This is a genomic window from Sphingomonas quercus (genome assembly GCF_018863195.1).
GTDB classification, from domain to species: domain Bacteria; phylum Pseudomonadota; class Alphaproteobacteria; order Sphingomonadales; family Sphingomonadaceae; genus Solisphingomonas; species Solisphingomonas quercus.
Genome location: NZ_JAHKRT010000006.1, coordinates 103816 through 122453, shown reverse-complemented (window position 1 = coordinate 122453; position 18638 = coordinate 103816). Strand labels below are relative to the sequence as shown.

The 18638-nt window shown below is 66.9% G+C and carries 23 protein-coding genes and 1 tRNA gene; 14 read left to right on the top strand and 10 right to left on the bottom strand.

Annotated elements, in window-relative coordinates:
• The first annotated feature begins 47 nt into the window (after positions 1–47).
• The 4 genes from proB (at position 48) to spt (ending at position 3755) form a co-directional block, all read left to right on the top strand.
• Positions 48–1169: a glutamate 5-kinase gene (proB, locus tag KOF26_RS12175; RefSeq protein WP_363182241.1), complete on the top strand. Its 1122-nt coding sequence runs from the start codon at positions 48–50 to the stop codon at positions 1167–1169.
• The gene (locus tag KOF26_RS12170) at positions 1166–2074 is read left to right on the top strand and encodes an SDR family oxidoreductase (RefSeq protein ID WP_216325159.1); all 909 of its coding nucleotides are present in this window, start codon (positions 1166–1168) and stop codon (positions 2072–2074) included. Before proB ends, KOF26_RS12170 begins: the two co-directional genes overlap by 4 nt.
• 170 nt (positions 2075–2244) lie before the next feature.
• The gene (locus tag KOF26_RS12165) at positions 2245–2487 is read left to right on the top strand and encodes an acyl carrier protein (RefSeq protein WP_216325156.1); all 243 of its coding nucleotides are present in this window, start codon (positions 2245–2247) and stop codon (positions 2485–2487) included.
• Positions 2488–2498: 11 nt separating this feature from the next.
• Entirely contained in the window at positions 2499–3755 is a 1257-nt protein-coding gene (gene spt / locus KOF26_RS12160; RefSeq protein WP_216325609.1) for a serine palmitoyltransferase, read from the top strand.
• A gap of 34 nt (positions 3756–3789) precedes the next feature.
• On the opposite strand, the gene KOF26_RS12155 is transcribed toward spt, so the two are convergent.
• Positions 3790–4026 (bottom strand): DUF2171 domain-containing protein, encoded by a 237-nt coding sequence (locus KOF26_RS12155; protein ID WP_216325154.1) that lies wholly within the window; start codon positions 4024–4026, stop codon positions 3790–3792.
• Positions 4027–4221: 195 nt separating this feature from the next.
• Between KOF26_RS12155 and purC the strand changes: the two genes are divergently transcribed.
• The 3 genes from purC to purQ all read left to right on the top strand — a co-directional run bounded on the left by purC (position 4222) and on the right by purQ (position 5974).
• Complete coding sequence (gene purC, locus KOF26_RS12150; protein ID WP_216325151.1) at positions 4222–5001, top strand: phosphoribosylaminoimidazolesuccinocarboxamide synthase; 780 nt, start codon at positions 4222–4224, stop codon at positions 4999–5001.
• 61 nt (positions 5002–5062) lie between these two features.
• Positions 5063–5293 (top strand): phosphoribosylformylglycinamidine synthase subunit PurS, encoded by a 231-nt coding sequence (purS, locus tag KOF26_RS12145; RefSeq protein ID WP_216325148.1) that lies wholly within the window; start codon positions 5063–5065, stop codon positions 5291–5293.
• 12 nt (positions 5294–5305) lie between these two features.
• On the top strand, positions 5306–5974 hold the full coding sequence (gene purQ / locus KOF26_RS12140; RefSeq protein ID WP_216325146.1) for a phosphoribosylformylglycinamidine synthase subunit PurQ: 669 nt from the start codon (positions 5306–5308) through the stop codon (positions 5972–5974).
• Between the two features lie 30 nt (positions 5975–6004).
• On the opposite strand, the gene KOF26_RS12135 is transcribed toward purQ, so the two are convergent.
• Positions 6005–6745 (bottom strand): queuosine precursor transporter, encoded by a 741-nt coding sequence (locus KOF26_RS12135; protein ID WP_216325144.1) that lies wholly within the window; start codon positions 6743–6745, stop codon positions 6005–6007.
• A gap of 100 nt (positions 6746–6845) precedes the next feature.
• Between KOF26_RS12135 and KOF26_RS12130 the strand changes: the two genes are divergently transcribed.
• Positions 6846–6922: transfer RNA gene (locus KOF26_RS12130), tRNA-Arg, on the top strand.
• 416 nt (positions 6923–7338) lie between these two features.
• A complete protein-coding gene (locus KOF26_RS12125) occupies positions 7339–9765 on the top strand; it encodes a TonB-dependent receptor (RefSeq protein ID WP_216325142.1) in 2427 nt (808 codons plus the stop codon).
• 40 nt (positions 9766–9805) lie between these two features.
• Here the strand turns inward: KOF26_RS12125 and KOF26_RS12120 are convergent, their stop codons facing one another.
• From KOF26_RS12120 to flgC, 8 genes are read right to left on the bottom strand one after another with little or no spacing between them, the layout of a single operon-like run.
• Positions 9806–10228, bottom strand: a complete 423-nt coding sequence (locus KOF26_RS12120; protein ID WP_216325139.1) for a flagellar biosynthesis protein FlgN — start codon at positions 10226–10228, stop codon at positions 9806–9808.
• Complete coding sequence (locus tag KOF26_RS12115; RefSeq protein ID WP_216325137.1) at positions 10218–10535, bottom strand: rod-binding protein; 318 nt, start codon at positions 10533–10535, stop codon at positions 10218–10220. The genes KOF26_RS12120 and KOF26_RS12115 overlap by 11 nt, the downstream gene beginning before the upstream one ends.
• Positions 10535–11659: a flagellar basal body P-ring protein FlgI gene (locus KOF26_RS12110; protein WP_216325135.1), complete on the bottom strand. Its 1125-nt coding sequence runs from the start codon at positions 11657–11659 to the stop codon at positions 10535–10537. The genes KOF26_RS12115 and KOF26_RS12110 overlap by 1 nt, the downstream gene beginning before the upstream one ends.
• 59 nt (positions 11660–11718) lie before the next feature.
• Complete coding sequence (flhB, locus tag KOF26_RS12105; protein ID WP_216325132.1) at positions 11719–12783, bottom strand: flagellar biosynthesis protein FlhB; 1065 nt, start codon at positions 12781–12783, stop codon at positions 11719–11721.
• Between the two features lie 3 nt (positions 12784–12786).
• Positions 12787–13542 (bottom strand): flagellar biosynthetic protein FliR, encoded by a 756-nt coding sequence (gene fliR, locus KOF26_RS12100; protein WP_216325129.1) that lies wholly within the window; start codon positions 13540–13542, stop codon positions 12787–12789.
• A 5-nt stretch (positions 13543–13547) separates the two neighbouring features.
• Positions 13548–13811 (bottom strand): flagellar biosynthetic protein FliQ, encoded by a 264-nt coding sequence (locus tag KOF26_RS12095; RefSeq protein WP_216325126.1) that lies wholly within the window; start codon positions 13809–13811, stop codon positions 13548–13550.
• A 5-nt stretch (positions 13812–13816) separates the two neighbouring features.
• The gene (fliE, locus tag KOF26_RS12090; RefSeq protein ID WP_216325123.1) at positions 13817–14155 is read right to left on the bottom strand and encodes a flagellar hook-basal body complex protein FliE; all 339 of its coding nucleotides are present in this window, start codon (positions 14153–14155) and stop codon (positions 13817–13819) included.
• Between the two features lie 12 nt (positions 14156–14167).
• Positions 14168–14575, bottom strand: coding sequence for a flagellar basal body rod protein FlgC (gene flgC, locus KOF26_RS12085; RefSeq protein ID WP_216325120.1), 408 nt, complete (start codon positions 14573–14575; stop codon positions 14168–14170).
• Between the two features lie 111 nt (positions 14576–14686).
• Between flgC and KOF26_RS12080 the strand changes: the two genes are divergently transcribed.
• The 5 genes from KOF26_RS12080 to KOF26_RS12060 all read left to right on the top strand — a co-directional run bounded on the left by KOF26_RS12080 (position 14687) and on the right by KOF26_RS12060 (position 18632).
• On the top strand, positions 14687–14920 hold the full coding sequence (locus tag KOF26_RS12080; protein WP_216325116.1) for a FliM/FliN family flagellar motor switch protein: 234 nt from the start codon (positions 14687–14689) through the stop codon (positions 14918–14920).
• Positions 14921–14923: 3 nt separating this feature from the next.
• Positions 14924–15241 (top strand): flagellar biosynthetic protein FliO, encoded by a 318-nt coding sequence (locus KOF26_RS12075; RefSeq protein ID WP_216325115.1) that lies wholly within the window; start codon positions 14924–14926, stop codon positions 15239–15241.
• A complete protein-coding gene (gene fliP, locus KOF26_RS12070; RefSeq protein ID WP_216325114.1) occupies positions 15234–15974 on the top strand; it encodes a flagellar type III secretion system pore protein FliP in 741 nt (246 codons plus the stop codon). Before KOF26_RS12075 ends, fliP begins: the two co-directional genes overlap by 8 nt.
• A gap of 236 nt (positions 15975–16210) precedes the next feature.
• Positions 16211–17452: an NHL repeat-containing protein gene (locus KOF26_RS12065; RefSeq protein WP_216325113.1), complete on the top strand. Its 1242-nt coding sequence runs from the start codon at positions 16211–16213 to the stop codon at positions 17450–17452.
• A 19-nt stretch (positions 17453–17471) separates the two neighbouring features.
• Entirely contained in the window at positions 17472–18632 is a 1161-nt protein-coding gene (locus KOF26_RS12060; RefSeq protein ID WP_216325112.1) for a beta-propeller fold lactonase family protein, read from the top strand.
• The last annotated feature ends 6 nt before the right edge of the window (positions 18633–18638 follow it).

The following is an 18638-nucleotide window of genomic DNA, read 5'->3' as shown; positions in this document are numbered from 1 at the left end:
TCAGGGCGAACGGAGGAGCAGTGGGAACAGGACCGATTACAGCCTCCGTGACCCATCCCTTCTCCCCCGGCGCCTGCCCGCGCCTCGTCGTCAAGGTCGGCTCCGCGCTGCTCGTCGATCCGGCGGGCGACGTGCGCCGCGAATGGCTGGCCAGCCTCGTCGCCGACATCGCCGACGCGATCGCGGCCGGCCAGCGCATCGTCATCGTCTCCTCCGGCGCCATCGCGCTGGGCGCGCGGCGGCTGAAGCTGCCGGCGGGCGGGCGCGCCAGCCTGGAGGATGCGCAGGCCGCCGCCGCGACCGGCCAGATCGCCCTCAGCGGCTGCTGGGCGGAGCTGCTCCACGGCCATGGTCTCACCGCCGCGCAGATGCTGGTGACGCTCGATGATCTCGAGGACCGGCGCCGCTATCTGAACGCCGCGGCGACCCTGGACCGGCTGCTGGCGCTGGGCGTGGTGCCGGTGGTCAACGAGAATGATTCGGTCGCCACCGCCGAGATCCGCTTCGGCGACAATGATCGCCTCGCCGCGCGCATCGGCCAGGCCGCGGGGGCGCAGGGGGTGCTGCTGCTTTCCGACGTCGACGGGCTCTACACCGCCAATCCGGGCACCGACCCCAACGCTACGCTGATCCCGGAAGTGACGCGGCTCGACGCGCGCATTCGCGCCATGGCCGACAGCGGCTCGGCGTCGGGCATGGGATCGGGGGGCATGGTGTCGAAGCTGGAGGCGGCGCGCATCGCGCTGTCGGCCGGCGCCCACCTCGCCATCGCCTCGGGCCGCGTGCCGCATCCGCTGGCGCGCTTCATCGAGTCGGGCCACGGCACGGTGTTCCGCGCCGCCGGTCCGGCGCGGGCGCGCAAGGCGTGGCTCGCCGGCCGCCTCACCGCGCGCGGGCGGATCGCCGTCGACGCCGGCGCTGTCGCCGCGCTCGGCCAGGGCAAGAGCCTGCTGCCGGCCGGCGCTACCGCCGTCGAGGGCCGGTTCCTGCGCGGCGACGTGATCGACATTGCCGGGCCGGACGGGGCGCTCGTCGCGCGCGGCCTCGCCGAATATGACGCGGACGATGCCACCCGGATCATCGGCCTGCGCACCGCGGCGCTGGCCGACGTGCTGGGGCAGCCGCCGCGCGCCTGCCTCGTCCATCGCGACCACCTCGTGCTGCTGTGAGGACGCTCGCGCTCACCGGCGGTACCGGCTTCGTCGGCGGCAACCTCATTCCGCTGGCGGTCGGCAAGGGCTTCGCCGTGCGCGCCTTGACCCGCCGGCCGCAGGTGCCGCGCGATGGCGTCGTCTGGATACCGGGCTCGCTCGACGATCCGGATGCGCTGGCACGCCTCTGCCGCGGCGCCGATGCGGTGATCCACGTCGCCGGCACGATCAACGCGACGGATCGCGCCGGCTTCGAGGCCGGCAATGTCCGCGGCACGATGGCGATGATCCGCGCCGCGCGGGCCGAGCAGGTCCGCCGCTTCATCCACGTCTCCTCGCTTGCCGCGCGCGAGCCGGACTTGTCCGACTATGGCCGCTCCAAGCGCCGGTCGGAGCGGGTCGTCGCTGCCTCCGGGCTGGACTGGACAATCGTCCGCCCGCCCGCCGTTTACGGACCCGGTGATCGCGAGATGCTGGAGCTGTTCCGCATGGCACGGCGCGGGTTGGTGCCGCTGCCGCCGGGCGGGCGGCTGTCGGTGATCGCTGCCGGCGATCTCTGCCGCCTGCTTCTCGCCCTGATCGACGCGCCGCGCACGATCGGCGAGACCTATGAGCCCGATGACGGCCAGCCGGGCGGGTGGAGCCACCGGGAGTTCGCCCAGGCGCTGGGCGCCGCGTTTGGCCGGCGGGTGCGCGCGCTCAGCCTTTCATCGGGGCTGCTCAAGGCCGGCGCCCGGATCGACCGGCTGCTGCGTCGCGACGGCGCCAAGCTGACCGCCGATCGCGTCCGCTATTTCTGTCACCCCGACTGGGTGGCGCGCGCGGATCATCACCCGCCAATGTCCGTCTGGCACCCGGCCACGCCGACCCCGGTCGGCCTGCGCGCCACCGCCGACTGGTACCAGGCGGCCGGCTGGCTTTAACCGCCGTCATGCCGGACGCCTGGGCAAGCTCAGGGCAGGACGGGACCCTGAAACCCGTTCCGCCTCACGGCCTGTGGAGATTGGCGAAGCCGCTTCCCGCCCACTCCTTGCCAAGCTTGCGCCGCAATCGCTTGGCAGAGCCGCCGCCAATCCACTAGGGACATGGCCCCATGAGCAATCGCGACGCAATCTTCGCCCGGGTGGCGGAACTGATCGAGCCCTTCAACAAGAAGGGTGCGGCACTTTCCGACTCCACCACCTTCGCCGGCGATCTCGAATGGGACAGCCTGACCGTGATGGATTTCGTGGCGGCGATCGAGGATGAGTTCGACATCCTCATCACCATGAACATGCAGGCCGAGATCGAGACGGTCGGCCAGCTCGTCGACGCCGTGGGCAAGCTTGCGAAATGAGCGACGCCCCGATGAAGCAGGACGGCGCCACGTCCGAAGACGTCCGCCTCGGCCACAATAGCGGCCGCAAGGATCTGCTGTCCAAGTTCGATGCGCTGATCGCCGAGCGCGAGGCGCTGCTCGACACCGGCGTGCGCGATCCGTTCGCGATCGTCATGGATCAGGTGCTGTCGCCGACCGAGGCGGTGATCCGCGGCAAGCGCACCATCCTTCTCGGCACCTACAATTACATGGGCATGACGTTCGATCCGGACGTCATCGCCGCCGGCAAGCAGGCGCTCGACGAGTTCGGCTCGGGCACCACCGGCAGCCGCGTCCTCAACGGCACCTATCAGGGCCACAAGGAAGTCGAGGAGGCGCTGAAGGACTTTTACGGCACCGAGCATGCCATGGTCTTCTCCACCGGCTACCAGGCCAATCTGGGGATGATCTCGACCCTTGCCGGCAAGGGCGACTACATCATCCTCGACGCCGACAGCCACGCCTCCATCTATGACGGCTGCTGGCTGGGCGATGCCGAGATCGTGCGTTTCCGCCACAATTCGGTCGAGGATCTCGACAAGCGGCTCGGCCGGCTGCCTGCCGAGGCCGGCAAGCTCGTCATCCTCGAGGGCGTCTATTCGATGCTCGGCGACATCGCTCCTCTCAAGGAAATGGTCGCCGTCGCCAGGAAGCATGGCGCGATGATCCTCGTCGATGAGGCGCATGGCATGGGCTTTTTCGGCGAGCATGGCCGCGGCGTGTTCGAGGAAGCCGGAGTCGCCGACGACGTCGATTTCGTCGTCGGCACCTTCTCCAAGTCGGTCGGCACGGTCGGCGGCTTCTGCGTGTCGAACCATCCGAAGTTCGAGGTGCTGCGTCTCGTCTGCCGGCCCTATGTGTTCACCGCCTCGCTGCCGCCTTCGGTGGTGGCGACCGCCGCCACCTCGATCCGCAAGCTGATGCATGCCGGCGACAAGCGCGCCCATCTCTGGAAGAACAGCCGCCGCCTGCATGCCGGCCTCAAGGAGCTGGGTTTCACGCTCGGCACGCAGACCGCCCAGTCGGCGATCATCGCCATCATCCTGCCGGACATGGAGACGGCGGTGGCGATGTGGCAGGGGCTGCTGGAGCAGGGGCTTTACGTCAACATGGCACGTCCGCCGGCGACGCCGGCCGGCATGTTTCTGCTGCGCTGCTCATTGTGCGCGGCGCACAGCGACGAACAGGTCGGGGAGATCCTCACCATGTTCGAGACCGCGGGCCGCGCCACCGGCTGCATCGGCTGAGCCGGGCGCGGCTCCCGCCGCGCCCGCGCCTCGCTTATCCTTCTTCCTCTTCCTCGAGGAGCACGGCGTTGGCGCCCGTCGCGGACAGGCGCACGGTGTCGCCCTCGATCTCGGCGACGAGCCCGGTCGAGATATAGTGATGCCGGCCGTCACCCGAATCCTGCCGGGTCAGCTTGATGCGGTCGCCATCGACATGATCGACCGTGCCGAGGTGCGTGCCGTCGGCGCCGATCACCTCCATATGCTCCCGAATCTGGTCTTTCTCGAACATCGCCGTGGCTCCTGCTTCTGGGGGGGACGAGCCCCCATAACGCCCGGGGTGGGGCGCCGGCTCCCGCCGGCCCCGCGCTCAATTGCGCGCCGCCCTGCTTTCGGCTATCGGGATTTTGTCCGCCCCGCCCGCGCGTTTTTGGGAACGCCGCGTCCGGGGCGAAACGCTTTTTGAACGCATGCAGGAGCCGCCGTCATGGCCCGCCGCCGCCAGATCTACGAAGGCAAGGCAAAGATCCTCTACGAGGGCCCCGAGCCGGGCACGCTGATCCAGTATTTCAAGGACGACGCGACCGCCTTCAATGCCCAGAAAAAGGGCACGATCAACGGCAAGGGCGTGCTCAATAATCGTATCTCCGAGCATGTCTTCACGCTGCTCGGGGCGATCGGCGTGCCGACTCACTTCATCCGCCGCCTGAACATGCGCGAGCAGCTCATCCGCCAGGTCGAGATCGTGCCGATCGAGGTGGTGGTGCGCAACGTCGCGGCCGGCAGCCTGACCAAGCGGCTCGGCATCGAGGAGGGCACGCAGCTGCCCCGCACGATCATCGAATATTATTACAAGGACGATGCGCTCGGCGATCCGATGGTCGCCGACGAGCATATCGCCTGCTTCGGCTGGGCGAGCCAGGAGGAGATGCACGACATCGCCGACATGGCGATCCGGGTGAACGACTTCCTCACCGGCCTGTTCGCAGGGATCGGCATCCGTCTGGTCGACTTCAAGCTCGAGTTCGGCCGCATCTGGGACAATGACTATAGCCGCATCATCCTCGCCGACGAGATCAGCCCCGACGGCTGCCGCCTGTGGGACATGACCACCGGCGAGAAGCTGGACAAGGATCGTTTCCGCCAGGATCTCGGCGGCGAGGTCGAGGCGTATCAGGAGATCGCCCGCCGGCTCGGCCTGCTGCCCGAAGGCGCGGAGAACGCCGTGCTCGACATGGAAACCCACCGCAAGAAGCGCGGCAAGTAAGCGGCGGGGCGGGGTGGGGACGGGCTTGCCCCGCCCGCCCGCCCGCGCCATAGGAGCGGCCATGAAGACCCGCATCCATGTCACCCTGAAGCCCGGCGTGCTCGATCCGCAGGGCAAGGCGATCCATCATGCGCTGGAGGGACTCGGCTTCGGCGGCGTCAACGACGTGCGCGCCGGCAAGCTCATCGAGCTGGACCTGGCCGACGACACCAGCGATGCGGACCTCGACGCCATGTGCCGGCGGCTGCTGGCCAATACGGTGATCGAGAATTACCGCATCGAGAAGCTGTAAGGGAGCGCGGGCATGAAGGCCGCCGTCCTCGTCTTCCCCGGTTCCAACTGCGACCGCGATCTTGCCGTGGCGATCGAGCAGGTCGGCGGTACCAGGCCCGCCATGGTCTGGCACGGCGACTCCACGCTGCCGGACGGGCTCGACCTGATCGCGGTGCCGGGCGGCTTCTCCTATGGCGATTATCTGCGCTCCGGCGCGATGGCGGCGCGCTCGCCGGTGATGCGCGCGGTGATCGAGGCGGCGGATCGCGGCGTGCCGGTGCTCGGCGTGTGCAATGGCTTCCAGATCCTCACCGAGGCCGGGCTGCTGCCGGGCGCACTGATGCGTAATGCCGGGCTGAACTTCGTGTGCCGCGACGTGCCGCTGACCATCGACAATGCGCAGACCCTGTTCACCAGCCGCTACGACCAGGGCGAGTCGATCCTGCTGCCGGTCGCCCATCATGACGGCAACTACGCCGCCGATGAGGACACGCTCGACCGGCTGGAGGGCGAGGGCCGCGTGGCGCTGCGCTATGCCGCCCCGATCAACGGCTCGGCCCGCGCCATTGCCGGCATCGTCAATGAGGCAGGCAATGTGCTGGGCATGATGCCCCATCCGGAACGCCGCATCGAAGCCGCCCATGGCGGCACCGACGGCCGCCGCATGTTCGAAGCGCTGCTCGAGCGGGTCGCCGCCTGATCCAGCCCCCCGCGCGACCGGCTCGGGGGCTTACGCTTTCACCCGGAACGGCGAGAAATCGGTGTGGGCGTCATAGACGTCCACGCCTTCCCGCCGCTTGAGGAAGCCGACGGCGGCGTAAGTGGCGGGTGTCAGCACCACCTCCCACGACACTTTCAGCACGAACTGGCTCACCATCACCGCCAGCATCGAACGCACCGGCCAATCCGGCGCGCCGTAAAAGGCCATCGGATAGAAGATCAGGCTGTCGACCCCTTCGCCGACGATGGTGCTGCCGATCGTGCGCGTCCACAGCAGGCGGCCCTTTGTCCACAGCTTCATCCGGGCGAGCACGAAGGAGTTGGCGAACTCGCCCGCCCAGAAGGCACAGATGCTGGCGAGCACGATGCGGGGCACCTGCCCGAATACCGCCTCATAGGCGGCCTGCCCGCTCCAGCCGGCATCGGGCGGCAGCGCCACCACGACCCACGACATCACCACCATGAACAGCAGCGCCGCCGTGCCCACCCAGATGCAGCGGCGCGCCCGGGCATAGCCATAGACCTCGGTCATCACATCGCCGATGACATAGCTGACCGGGAAGAACAGCAGTCCCGCCCCGAACGGCCACGGCCCGACCAGCGGCAGATCGACCACCGCGCGCTTGCCGGCGCCGAGCACGTTGGACAGCAGCAGGATGACGACGAACGCGACCATCACGAAATCGAAATAGCGCAGCTGCCGGCCCTGCAGCGTATCGGCCTCGACCGCGACCGGACGATCCGCTTCCATCCCTTCACCCCGTCCGCTCGGCGCGCGAGCCAGGCTGCCCGCGCGAAAAACACCCTATCGCGGTTCCTTCGCCGCGCAATCGCCGTTAAAGGAGCCGGCGGGCCCCGTAGCTCAGTTGGATAGAGCATTCGCCTTCTAAGCGAATGGTCGCGTGTTCGAATCACGCCGGGGTCGCCATTCTCAGCCGGCATGCCGCAGCCTCATCGACATACGAATCGCGGGCAAAAAGCCGTTGCCGAGAACGAACTAGGTCATTAACGCCACAAAACTGTGCATGGCTAGCGCGGTTAGCCCAAAAGCTGGCGTCTTATCGCCCGATTTTGGGAACATCTCGCTGCCGACATCATGCATAGTGGCCAAGGCACGGCGGTTCAAAAAGACCAAGGAGCTGGCGGCTGGCGGTGCGATTGCGCGGGCATAGACAGAATAATCTGCATGCACCAAGCAAAATTTAATCAGGGTTGGAACGCATTTGATGATCTAGCGCGCTGACGGAGCATAACAGGTTGGTGCGCCTCTCTCGCCAAGAAAAAGCATAGAAAAATATCGACTATATCTAGATCTTGGTGAAAAGCTGGGAAAAGGGAAGTGTAATGAAGAATGTTGTTACCGGGTCTCGCCGACGTTTCGGCGTGCGCCTCGCTCTGTTCTGCTCGGCCGCCTCTGGCCTCGCCGCGCCGTTGCTTGCCCAGGACATGCCTCGCGCGACGGCGGTAGTCGACGACAGCGAGATCGTCGTGACGGCGCTGCGCCGCGCCACCAGCGTGCAGGAAACGCCGATCGCCATTTCCGCGGTCAGCGCCGCGACCCTCACCAATCAGGGCATCACCACCTCCGAGGGCCTCGCCCGCGTCGCGCCGAACCTCGTCGTGCGGCCGAACTCGGACGGCGGCAGCCGCGTCACCATCCGCAATATCCAGGCGCCGGGCGAGCCCACCGTCGGCCTCTATTATGACGACACGCCGCTGATCGGCTCGGGCGGCGTCAGCAACGATTCCGGCGCGACCACCCCGGCCGTGCGCCTGTTCGACGTCGAGCGCGTCGAAGTGCTGCGCGGTCCGCAGGGCACGCTCTATGGTGCCAGCGCCATGGCCGGCACCGTGCGCCTGATCTTCAACAAGCCGAACCTGTCCGACTGGGGTGGCGAGGTCGCTGCCGACGTCACCAGCATCCAGCATGGCGAGCCCGGCTTCAACACCCAGGCCGCGCTGAACGTGCCGCTGGTCGACGGCAAGCTCGCCGTGCGCGTCGTCGGCTTCGTCGAGGAGCTGGGTGGCTGGGTCGACAACAGCACGCTCGGCAAGAAGGACGTCAACGACAATGAGTCCTATGGCGGCCGCGCGCTGATCCGCTGGAAGCCGACCGACGACCTGACGCTGGACGGCCTCGCCGTCTACCAGAAGCGGACCGGCGCCCGCGCCACCTGGGACCTGTCGCGCTGGGTCAATGGCGGCCCGAAATATGATCAGGATCGCCTGATCGCGATGCCGCAGAGCGACCGCCTGCAGCTCTATAGCGGCACGGCCAACTGGGATTTCGGCTTCGCGACGCTGACCGCCATCGGCTCCTACTCGAAGCGCGATCTGGCGTTCAGCTTCGACTACACGCCCTATTTCCACAACCGCGCCTCGGTGACGGCCCCGAACAGCGCCGCCTGCTCGCGTTGGGCAGGTCTCGCCGACACCACCAATCCGGCGTGGCCGGTGACGGGCCAGTGCTCGCCCGCGCAGCTCGCTTCGTTCAAGCAGAACTATGTCGACGCCTGGCCGACCAACGCCACCTACCAGCCCCAGTCGACCAAGACCAACACCCAGGAAGTCCGCCTCGCCAATGGCGATGGCCGCTTCAAGTGGACGCTGGGCTTCTACCACTCGGTGCGCGACAATTTCACCCGCAGCCTGCTCTACTCGACCAATGCCGCGGGTTACATCACGCCGGAGACGATGCAGAATCCGGGGCCGTATCTCGATCGCTATGTCGACGACCGGCTGTCGCAGATCGCCGGCTTCGGCGAGGCGACCTACGAGGTGCTGGATGGGCTGAACGTGACCGGCGGCGTCCGCTACTTCGAATATAAGAAGCGGACGACGAGCGCGGTTCCGGTCGGCAATTTCATCGCCGGCAGCCTCGCCAACCCGACGCCGACCACGGACCGTTTCAACCAGAACGGCACGCTCCTCAACTTCAACGTCAACTACAAGGTGACGCCGACCGTGATGGTCTATGCGTCGGCCAGCCAGGGCTTCCGCCCGGGCGGCGTCAATCAGGCGCCGACCACGGATCCGAGCTACCAGCGCACCTATGACTCGGACAGCCTGTGGAACTATGAAGTCGGCGTGAAGTCGACCCTGTTCGATCGCCTGCTGGTGCTGAATGCGGACGTGTTCCAGATCGACTGGAGCAATATGCAGATCAGCGGCTCGTTCCAGAACGCGTTCAGCTTCGTCACCAATGCCGGCAAGGCCCGCATCCGCGGCGTCGAGGTCGAGGCGACGCTGCGGCCGATGCCGGGCCTGGTGCTGAGGGGCTCCGGCTCGTACACGATCGGCAAGCTGACCGAGGATCAGGTGCCGCCGGCCGGTGCCGCCGTCACCTATCGCGGCCTGAAGGGCGATTACATCCCGAACGTGCCGAAGATCACGGCGCAGGGCTCGGCCGAATATACCTTCCCAGTCAGCGACGGAATGGAGTTCACGACCATCGCCGACGTCAGCTATCAGGGCAGCAACTGGAGCCAGTTCCCGCGCGTCCAGCGCTCGATCTACTCGGCGAGCACCAACGCCAACATCGTGCCGGCGCTGCAGCGCATCCGGGCGATGACGATGACCGGCCTGCGCGCCGGCTTCCAGAGCACGGACGGCGGCTGGGGCATCTATGCCTATGTCACCAACCTGTTCGACGAGACCGGCATCATCAGCAAGGCCAACGGGCCGACGACCGGGGGCGACAACATCAACCTCGTCTTCGTCCAGGCCTCGCAGCCGCGCACCTTCGGCCTGAACTTCCGCAAGAAGTTCTGATCAAAAATTCCTCCCCGGGCTATGCCCGGGGAGGATTTTTTTAAAATTGCGAGTTGACCGAGATCGGCGGGGAAAGGTCGATCGGGGAGAGCGTGCCGACGTCGCTATAGGTGTCGGCGCGCTTCTTGAACTGGCGGCGCGCCTCCTTGGCGATCACCTTCATCAGCTCGTTGGACAGCTCCAGGTGGCGCTCGATCACCGCCGCATTCTCGGTGGAGGCGGTGCCCAGCGCGGAGACGACGGCGGTCAGCCGGGCGCGCTGATCCTCCTCCATCGCCTTCGACCAGCCGGGCTGCTCCCGGTTCAGCCGGGCGATCTCGGTCTCGAGCAGGCCGGTCAGCCGCACCTTGGCCGAGGTCAGCTCGACGAGATCGCGGGCGCGATCGTGCATCTTCAGCCGGTCGGTCTCCTCGGTCATGATCAGCGTCAACGAAGAGATGATGTCGACGAGGTTATCGGTCACGCGAAGCGCCCCCTTGCATCTGGATCATTTGGTTGAGCACGGCCGGCGCGAGGCCGATGCCGCCGCGCTTGGCGATTTCCTTGCCCAGTTCCTCGGCAAGCACGCCGCGGAAAATCTCCTCGCCATTGCCGCCGGAGAATCCCTCCGCGGGCTTGGCCGATTCCATCATCAGCTTGGTCATCTGGCCGATGAACACGGATTCGAAGTCCCGCGCCGTCTTGGCCATGTCCTTGCCCGGGCCCGTGCCGGCGCGAGGCAGGGTCGGGCCGGAGGGCGGGGGCAGCGACGGCATCTCCATGTCCGCCATCACTGCACCTCGATTTCGGCCTGCAGGGCGCCGGCGCTGCGCAGCGCCTGGAGGATGGTGATCAGGTCGCGCGGCGAGACGCCGAGGGCGTTGAGGCCGGAGACCAGCGATTGCAGCGTGGCGCCGGTGCTGAGCACCCCGAGCGAGCGGCCGGAGCCATCGTCGACATCCACCTGGGTGCGTGGCAACACCTGCGTCTGCCCGTTCGAGAAGGGCTCGGGCTGGGAGGCGACCGGCGTCTCGGTGACGCTGATCGTCAGCCCGCCCTGGGCGATGGCCACGGGGCTGATGCGCACGTCCGCGCCCATCACCACCGTGCCCGAGGCCTCGTTGATGACGATACGCGCCGGCTGGTCGACGGTGACCGGCAGATTCTCGATCTGGGCGACGAGATCGACCGGCGAGCCGGCACTCGGCTTCAGTTCGACGGTGGACGGGTCGAGCACCGTGGCGACGCCGGGCGCCTTGGAGTTGATCACCTTGGCGATCTGGAAAGCAGTGGTGAAGTCGGGGTTCTTCAGCGCCAGCTTGAGGCTGGTGGCCGAGCGCAGCGCGAACGGCACCTCGCGCTCGACCAGCGCGCCGTCGGCGATCCGCGCCGAGGTGGTCACCCCGCGCGAGACGCTGGCTGCCTGGCCCTGCGCGCGGAAGCCGGAGACCGCGACGGGCCCTTGCGCCACGGCGTAGATCTCGCCGTCCATGCCACGCAGCGACGAGGCGACGAGGATGCCGCCCTGCAGGCTGGTGGCGTCGCCGAGCGCGGACACCTGCACGTCGATCTTCGAGCCGGCGCGCGAGAATGGCGGCAGCGTCGCGGTGACGGTGACGGCGGCGACGTTCTGGGTGCGCATCTGGTTGGCGCTGCGCACGTTGACGCCCATGCGCTCGAGCATCGCCAGCATCGTCTCTTCGGTGAAGGGCGCGTTGCGAATGCGGTCGCCCGTGCCTTGCAGGCCGACGACGAGGCCGTAGCCGACGAGCTGGTTTGGCCGGACATTCTCGATGTCGACAATGTCCTTGATGCGCGTCGTCGGCCCGGCGTGCGCAGGCGCGGCGCCGAGGCCGAGGCCAAGCGCCATGATCGCGGCAAGGGCAGGTGCCCGGTATTTCGAAGGGATCGGCATCACTTTCCTTATAGGATGGACGACGTGCCTGCCGGTCCGGCGGGGGAGATTTTCAATGGTCATGCGACCTTGCTCCTGGCCAGCCGCATGACGTAGCCGATGACCTCGGCGACGGCGGCGTAATGTTCGACGGGGATCGGCCGATCGATGTCCGCGGACGCGAACAGTGCGCGCGCCAGCGGCGGGCTCTCGACGATCGGCACCTTGTTCTCGGTGGCGACGGCGCGGATGCGCAGCGCCACCTCGTCGGCGCCCTTGGCCACCACCACCGGCGCCGCCATCTCGCCATGCTCATATTTGAGCGCCACGGCATAGTGGGTCGGGTTGGTGATGACGACGCTGGCGGTGGGCACCGCGGCCATCATGCGCTGGCGCGAGCGCTGGCGCTGGATCGAGCGGATGCGCCCCTTGACCTTGGGATCGCCTTCCTGCTGGCGATACTCGTCCTTGATCTCCTGCTTCGACATCCGCATCTTCGCGAACCAGGCGCGGCGCTGGTAGAAGAAGTCGGCGAACGCGATCACCGCCACCATCATCGCCACCGCCTTGATCAGCGAATAGACGAGCGCGTTGATGGTGTGGACGACGGCCTGCGGCTCGGAGCCGACGAGCTGGTCGAATGCCACCAGCTTCGGGCGCAGCACCATCGTCGCGACGATGATCACCGCCGCGCATTTGGCCACCGTCTTGACGAAGTCGACGAGCGACCGCGTGCTGAACATGCGGCCGAGCCCGTTCATCGGCGACAATTTCGAGAATTTCGGCTTGAGCCGCGCCACCGCGAAGGTCGGCTTGCCCTGCGACAGGCTGGTGAGCAGCGCGAACACGACGACGACGCCGGCCGCGGGCATCATCGCCAGCGCGAAATGCTCGGCGATGCCGAACGCGAAATTCTGCGCGCCGGTCGGCTCCAGACGATAGTCCTCGGCATTGCCCCACAGGCGCACGAACATCGTGCCCAGCCGGGCCAGCGTCCAGGTGCCGATGCTGCCCATCAGCACCAGCACCGCGACCAGCATCACCGCGTGGCGAAACTCCGTCGCGGTGATGACGTCGCCCTTCTTGCGCGCGTCACTGAGGCGTTTGGAGGTAGGATCCTCGGTCTTCTGGTCCTTGTCCGCCATGGATCAGCCGCCCCAGTTGGTCTGCATGAAGGCGCCCATCGCATTGGCGAACACCATCAGCACCGCCCCCATCGTGCTGATCAGGATCGACAGGCCCAGCACGATGTTGAGCGGCTGGGAGATGAAGAAGATCTGGATCGTCGGCGCCATGCGTGCGGCGAGCCCGAGCGCGACGTTGAACAGGATGCCATAGGCGATGAGCGGCGCGGCCAGCCCGATCGCGAGGCGCATCGACTGGCCGATGGTGTCGATCGCCAGCCGCGCGAAATCCTGCGCCGGGGGCAGGCCACCCACCGGGAACACCGCGTAGGATTTGACGATCGAGGCGATCCACAGATGATGCACGCCGAGCGACATGCACACGATCGTTGCGGCGACGGTGATGAAGCGCGCGACCAGCGTCGACTGGCCGCCGGCATCCGGATCGGGCACCAGCACTGAGGACAGGCCGACCTGCAGGCTGATGATGCCGCCGGCGATGGTCACCGCCTTGAACAGCAGATTGATGATGCCGCCCATCGCCAGTCCGATCAGCATTTCCGAGATGACGAGGCCGGGCAGCGCGCGATCGTCGGCGACGGCGGGCAGGACATGCTCGGACAGCATGCCGTACAGCCCCATGCTCAGGCCGAGTGCGAGCAGCAGGCGAAGCTGGGCCGGGATCGTCGATTCCGAGAACACCGGCAACAGCATCGCCACCGCGCCGACCCGCACGAATACGATCAGGAATACGGAGAGGTCGATCGGCAGCGATGCCATCTTGATCAGCCGGTGATGATGAGGCTGGAGATGCGCGCCATGAACCCGGCCAGCGCCTGGCCGATCATCGGCAGGCACAGCAGCAGGACCAGGCCCATCGAGACCAGCTTGGGCACGAAGGTGAGGGTCATCTCGTTGATCTGGGTCAGCGCCTGGAACAGGCTGATCGAGACGCCGACGATGAACGAGGTGACCAGCATCGGACCAGCGATGGTCAGCACCAGGAACAGCGCCGCCTTCGCCAGATCGATCGCCTGAAGCGCGTCCATTGGCTTCAGATCTGCATGTGCATGATTTCGGTGTAGGCGCTGACGATCTTGTCGCGCACCGCCACCACCGTATCGAGCGCATGCTCGGCCGCGCCGACCGCGGTCACGACATTGATCAGGTCGCCCTTGCCGGCGACCTGCTTGGCGCCTTCCGCTTCGGCGGTGTGCAGGCTCTGGGCGGTCTGGCCGACCATGGATTCGATCATGCCGGCAAAGCCGCCGCCGGCCGCCGCCTGCGCGCCGCTGGCGGCGGCGGGGGCATCGTCGGCGCCGAGGCCGAAGCTCGGCATGGTGTTCATGGCGCGCGAATAAGCGGCCGTCGCGTCGAAGGCTCCGATCGACATGGCAGTCATCCCTTATTTGATGAGATCGATGGTCCGTTGGGTGAGGTTGCGCGCTGCCTCGATGGCGTTGAGGTTCGCCTCGTAGGAGCGCTGCGCCGCTTTCATGTCGGCGCTTTCGATGAGCGGGTTCACGTTCGGCCGCAGGACATAGCCCTGTCCGTCGGCCGCCGGGTTGCCGGGCTGGTAGACGCGGCTGAAACTGGATTTATCGGGGGTGATGGATTGCACCTTCACCTGCGTGGCGCCGGTCGCGCGATCCACCTCGCTCTTGAAGGTGGCGACGCGCCGGCGATAGGGATCGCCGCCGGGATCGCGCGCGACGGAGTCCGAATTGGCGAGATTTTCCGCGATCACCCGCATGCGCAGGGCCTGCGCACGAAGGCCGGACGCCGAAACATCCACGGAATTCTTCAGGTCCACTCAACGCCTCCTGCCAGCATGATGCCGACAGATTTCTTATAGGCATTTTTTGCCTACCAACGGCGGTTGGGGGAAAATTATTCCTACAATACCCAGCATAAGGAGACGCGCATGTCCGTGCTGGATGGCATTCCGATCGACCTTTCGATCGTGCTCGGTTCTACGAATATCCCCGTCCGTCAGCTGCTCAAGATGAGCCGCGGCGCGATGATCCCGTTCGATTGCGATCATAACGATCCGACGCTGGTCTATGTGAACAACCAGCTGGTGGCGCATGGCAAGATCCTCGTCGACGGCGAGCTGATGTCGCTTGAGATCACCGAAGTCGTGCAGCGGGTGCCCTGACCGATGGATTTCCTCGCATTGCTCCGCACGTTCGGCGCGCTCGGCGTCGTTCTTGGGCTCCTCGTCGGCGCGCTGTGGCTGGTCCGTCGTTATAATATCAAGCTGCCGGGCGGCATGGTCGTCGGCCATAATGGAGAGCGCCGCCTCGCCGTGGTCGAGCGCATCTCGATCGACGCGCGTCGATCGGTGGCGCTGATCCGCCGCGACGATACCGAGCATCTCGTCATGATCGCGCCCGAGGGCCTGCTGCTGCTGGATGCGGCACCCGGCACCTCCACCAGACCCCCCGTCGCCCGCAAGGCTGGATTCCCGAATGCGTAAGCCACTCCTTCTCGTTCTTGCCGCGGCGGTGCCGCTGGCGCTGCTCGCCATTCCCGAGCCGGCGCTGGCGCAGACCGTGTCCGCCAACCTCGGCGAGGGCTCGGTGTCGGGCCGTGCCATCCAGCTGGTGATGATGCTGACGGTGCTGAGCCTTGCGCCCGGCATCCTGATGACCGTCACCTCCTTCACGCGCATCGTCGTGGCGCTGTCGCTGCTGCGCAACGGCCTCGGCGCGCCGGGCGTGCCGCCTAACCCGGTGATCATCAGCCTCGCCCTGTTCCTCTCCTTCTTCGTGATGGGCCCGACGCTGGACGCGGCGTGGAAGAACGGCATCAGCCCCTATAATGCCGGTCAGATCAACGAGACCCAGGCGTTCGAGCGCACGTCGGAGCCGTTCAAGCAGTTCATGCTCAAGCACGTCCGCGAGGATGACGTCCGCCTGTTCGTGGAGCTTGCCAACAAGCCGCCGGTGCCGCGCGCCCAGATCCCGCTGACCACGCTGATGCCGGCGTTCATGATCTCCGAGCTTCGCCGCGCCTTCGAGATCGGCTTCCTGCTGCTGCTGCCGTTTCTCGTCATCGACATGGCGGTGGCGGCGATCATGATGGCGATGGGCATGATGATGGTGCCGCCGGCCAGCATCGCCCTGCCGATGAAGATCATCTTCTTCGTGCTGGTGGATGGCTGGGCGCTGGTCGCGGGCTCGCTGGTCAAGAGCTTCGGCGCGGCCTGAGCCGCCTCCCCCTCACTGACGATCCGGAAGGCCGGCCACGCCCAGCAGCGTGGCCGGCCTTTCCTTTCGCGCAGGCCCGCCGTGTGGCAGAGCTGCGGGCAGGGCCGGGGGCATTCCCGACATGCTGATTTTGCATGTGTTGTATGCACAAAGATTCATGTGTACACAATTCCTGTCCGCCTCCGGGCGAGAAGGTGCCGCAGAGCGCCGAGGTCGAGACTGATAGGGAGAGATTTATGATCATGCGCGGATATCGGGCCGTTCTTCTGGCGGCGACGGGCGGCCTGCTGGCGGCTGCCACAGCGCAGGCCCAGTCCGTGCCGCCGACCAGCGGCCCGGCCGAGAACGGCCAGCCCGCCTGGTTCCTCAAGGGCTCCTTTCCCGATCCGACCGGCAACACCGCCGTCGCCCCGGGTGGCAAGGTGACGGTGCTGCCCCGCCCGACGTCCCCGCCGCAGCTGCTGATGCCGAACCCGCCGGGCTGCCGCCAGTCGCCGGTCTGCGGCAACCGCATGCCCGGCGCGCCTCAGCGCAACCAGATGCAGCGCGTGCAGTGGCAGGCGACGCTCGGCTATCAGTATAGCTATCCGGTCAACTTGCCCGAGGGCATTGGCGGCGTCCCCTCGGTGGCGCTCGATTCCAAGGGTAATTTGTGGGTGTTCCAGCGCAAGCCGCTCGGCATGGCCCAGCTGTTCAAATATGATCGCAACAACAAGCTGATCCTGACCATTGGCGACGACGTCATCGGCCACGCCAACAAGGCGCACGGCATGGCCATCGATGCCGAAGACAATGTCTGGATCCTCGACACCGGTCTCGCCACCGCCAAGAAGGTGAGCCCCGACGGCAAGCTGCTGATGACCATCGGCACCGCCGGCCATCGCGGGGACTGGGATGAGGCCAAGGGCCAGCGGCTGCTGTGGGAGCCGGTGATGCTCGCCTTCGGCCGCAACGGCGACATCTATATCGCCGAGGGCCATGGCAACGAAAGCCCGAACGACACCCAGACCGACGATCCGGCCAACCAGTCGGGCGCCGCCCGCATCATCCAGCTCGACAAGAGCGGCAAGTTCATCCGCCAATGGTATGGCAACAACGTCAATAACGGAAAGTTCGAGTCCGCGCACGGTCTCGCCATCGATCCGACCAACGGCGACGTGTGGATCGGTGATCGCGAGCAATATCGCATCGTCGTCTATTCGGCGGACGGCAAGTTCCTGCGCAACATCCTGACGCGCAACCTGGTCTGCGCCATCCAGTTCGATCCCGAGGGCAATCCGTGGATGGCCAGCGGCCAGGACGGCCAGTTCCTGAAGATGGATCGGTCCGGCCGCGTCCTCGGCGCGATCGGCAACGGCATGGGCATCGGCACCGGTGAGTTCATCGAGGCGAGCTACTGGGTGTTCGACAAGGACAGCAATCTCTACGCCGGCGACACCAGTGTCGGGCGCGTGACGGTGATGAAGAAGTCCCGCTGACCGACAGGGGTGAGGATCCATGGCACAGCTTTCCATGACCAGGGCCGCGCTCGCCGCGGCCGTCGCGCTCGGCCTCGCCATCCCGGCTGGCGCGGAGACGGTGCTGGTGGCGCTCGACGGCAAGCAGGTGCGCGCCGGCGACACGCAGACCGGCCCCACCGCCGATGCGGTGGCGGTACTCGACATCGGCACCCGCCCGCCGCGCGTGCTCGGCATGGTCGAGACGCCGGCAACGCTGAATGGTCCACCGGTATCGATCGCGGTGTCGCGCGACGGCAAGTTCGCGCTGGTCGCCAATCCCCAGAAGCTCGGCCCGGACAACAAGACCCAGCCCGACGGCGTCGTGTCGCTGATCTCGCTCGCTGATCCGGCTCATCCGCGGGTGCTTCAGCGTCTCGCGGTCGCGCCCGGCGCGATGGGCGTGTGGCTCAACCGCCGGGGCGATCTGGCACTGGTCGCGTGCGCCAATGACGACAGCATCGCAGTGCTCGCCGTGCGCGGCGGCACGACGCTGGAGCAGGTCGGCACCGTCAAGCTGGAGGCCAAGGCCGAGCCGCGCGACGTCGTCATGACGCCTGACGGGCGCAGCGCTTATGCCGTGCGCTTCGGGGACGGCAAGCTCACCCGCCTCGCTATCAAGGGCAACAGCGTCACTCGCGACGGCGACATCGCGGTCGGGGTCAATCCGGACGGGGCGATCATCTCGGCGGATGGGCGCTATCTCTACAACAGCAATTTCGGCGGCACCCCGCTGAACACGCCGAAGACCGGCGCGGTTTCGATCGTCGATCTCAAGGCCGGGCGGATGATCGGCGCGGTCGACGTCGGCGCCACACCGGAGCATGTCGTCCTGTCCCCGGACGGGCGCTATCTGGCGGTCGTCGTCGGCAATGGCTCGGCGTTCGTGCGCACGGCGGAGAATTTCTCCACCGTGCTCGGCAAGCTCAAGCTGTTCCGCACCGGCGGCGGCACCCTGGTGCCGGTGGCGGAGGCGGATACCAGCCATAATTGCCAGGGCGCCACGTTCAGCGCCGACGGACGGACGATCCTCGTCGAGTGCGCGGTGGAGCGCGACATCACCAGCTATGCGTTCGACGGCAAGACGCTGACCCGGGCCGCGGAGCCGCCACTGGTCTTCGAGTCACGGCCGGGTGCGTTCGGCTCCAGCCGCGGCCGGTAGGAAAAA

Bases quoted from the DNA above. Each gene is read 5' to 3' on its own strand.
- KOF26_RS12075 (WP_216325115.1), top strand. From the start codon at position 14,924: ATGGATTTCCTCGCATTGCTCCGCACGTTCGGCGCGCTCGGCGTCGTT.
- purQ (WP_216325146.1), top strand. From the start codon at position 5,306: ATGAAGGCCGCCGTCCTCGTCTTCCCCGGTTCCAACTGCGACCGCGAT.
- KOF26_RS12155 (WP_216325154.1), bottom strand. From the start codon at position 4,026: ATGTTCGAGAAAGACCAGATTCGGGAGCATATGGAGGTGATCGGCGCC.
- KOF26_RS12065 (WP_216325113.1), top strand. From the start codon at position 16,211: ATGATCATGCGCGGATATCGGGCCGTTCTTCTGGCGGCGACGGGCGGC.
- KOF26_RS12125 (WP_216325142.1), top strand. From the start codon at position 7,339: ATGAAGAATGTTGTTACCGGGTCTCGCCGACGTTTCGGCGTGCGCCTC.
- fliP (WP_216325114.1), top strand. From the start codon at position 15,234: ATGCGTAAGCCACTCCTTCTCGTTCTTGCCGCGGCGGTGCCGCTGGCG.
- KOF26_RS12165 (WP_216325156.1), top strand. From the start codon at position 2,245: ATGAGCAATCGCGACGCAATCTTCGCCCGGGTGGCGGAACTGATCGAG.
- KOF26_RS12110 (WP_216325135.1), bottom strand. From the start codon at position 11,659: ATGCCGATCCCTTCGAAATACCGGGCACCTGCCCTTGCCGCGATCATG.
- KOF26_RS12135 (WP_216325144.1), bottom strand. From the start codon at position 6,745: ATGGAAGCGGATCGTCCGGTCGCGGTCGAGGCCGATACGCTGCAGGGC.
- purC (WP_216325151.1), top strand. From the start codon at position 4,222: ATGGCCCGCCGCCGCCAGATCTACGAAGGCAAGGCAAAGATCCTCTAC.
- KOF26_RS12115 (WP_216325137.1), bottom strand. From the start codon at position 10,535: ATGGCGGACATGGAGATGCCGTCGCTGCCCCCGCCCTCCGGCCCGACC.
- fliE (WP_216325123.1), bottom strand. From the start codon at position 14,155: ATGTCGATCGGAGCCTTCGACGCGACGGCCGCTTATTCGCGCGCCATG.
- KOF26_RS12080 (WP_216325116.1), top strand. From the start codon at position 14,687: ATGTCCGTGCTGGATGGCATTCCGATCGACCTTTCGATCGTGCTCGGT.
- purS (WP_216325148.1), top strand. From the start codon at position 5,063: ATGAAGACCCGCATCCATGTCACCCTGAAGCCCGGCGTGCTCGATCCG.
- spt (WP_216325609.1), top strand. From the start codon at position 2,499: ATGAAGCAGGACGGCGCCACGTCCGAAGACGTCCGCCTCGGCCACAAT.
- fliR (WP_216325129.1), bottom strand. From the start codon at position 13,542: ATGGCATCGCTGCCGATCGACCTCTCCGTATTCCTGATCGTATTCGTG.
- KOF26_RS12095 (WP_216325126.1), bottom strand. From the start codon at position 13,811: ATGGACGCGCTTCAGGCGATCGATCTGGCGAAGGCGGCGCTGTTCCTG.
- flhB (WP_216325132.1), bottom strand. From the start codon at position 12,783: ATGGCGGACAAGGACCAGAAGACCGAGGATCCTACCTCCAAACGCCTC.
- KOF26_RS12060 (WP_216325112.1), top strand. From the start codon at position 17,472: ATGGCACAGCTTTCCATGACCAGGGCCGCGCTCGCCGCGGCCGTCGCG.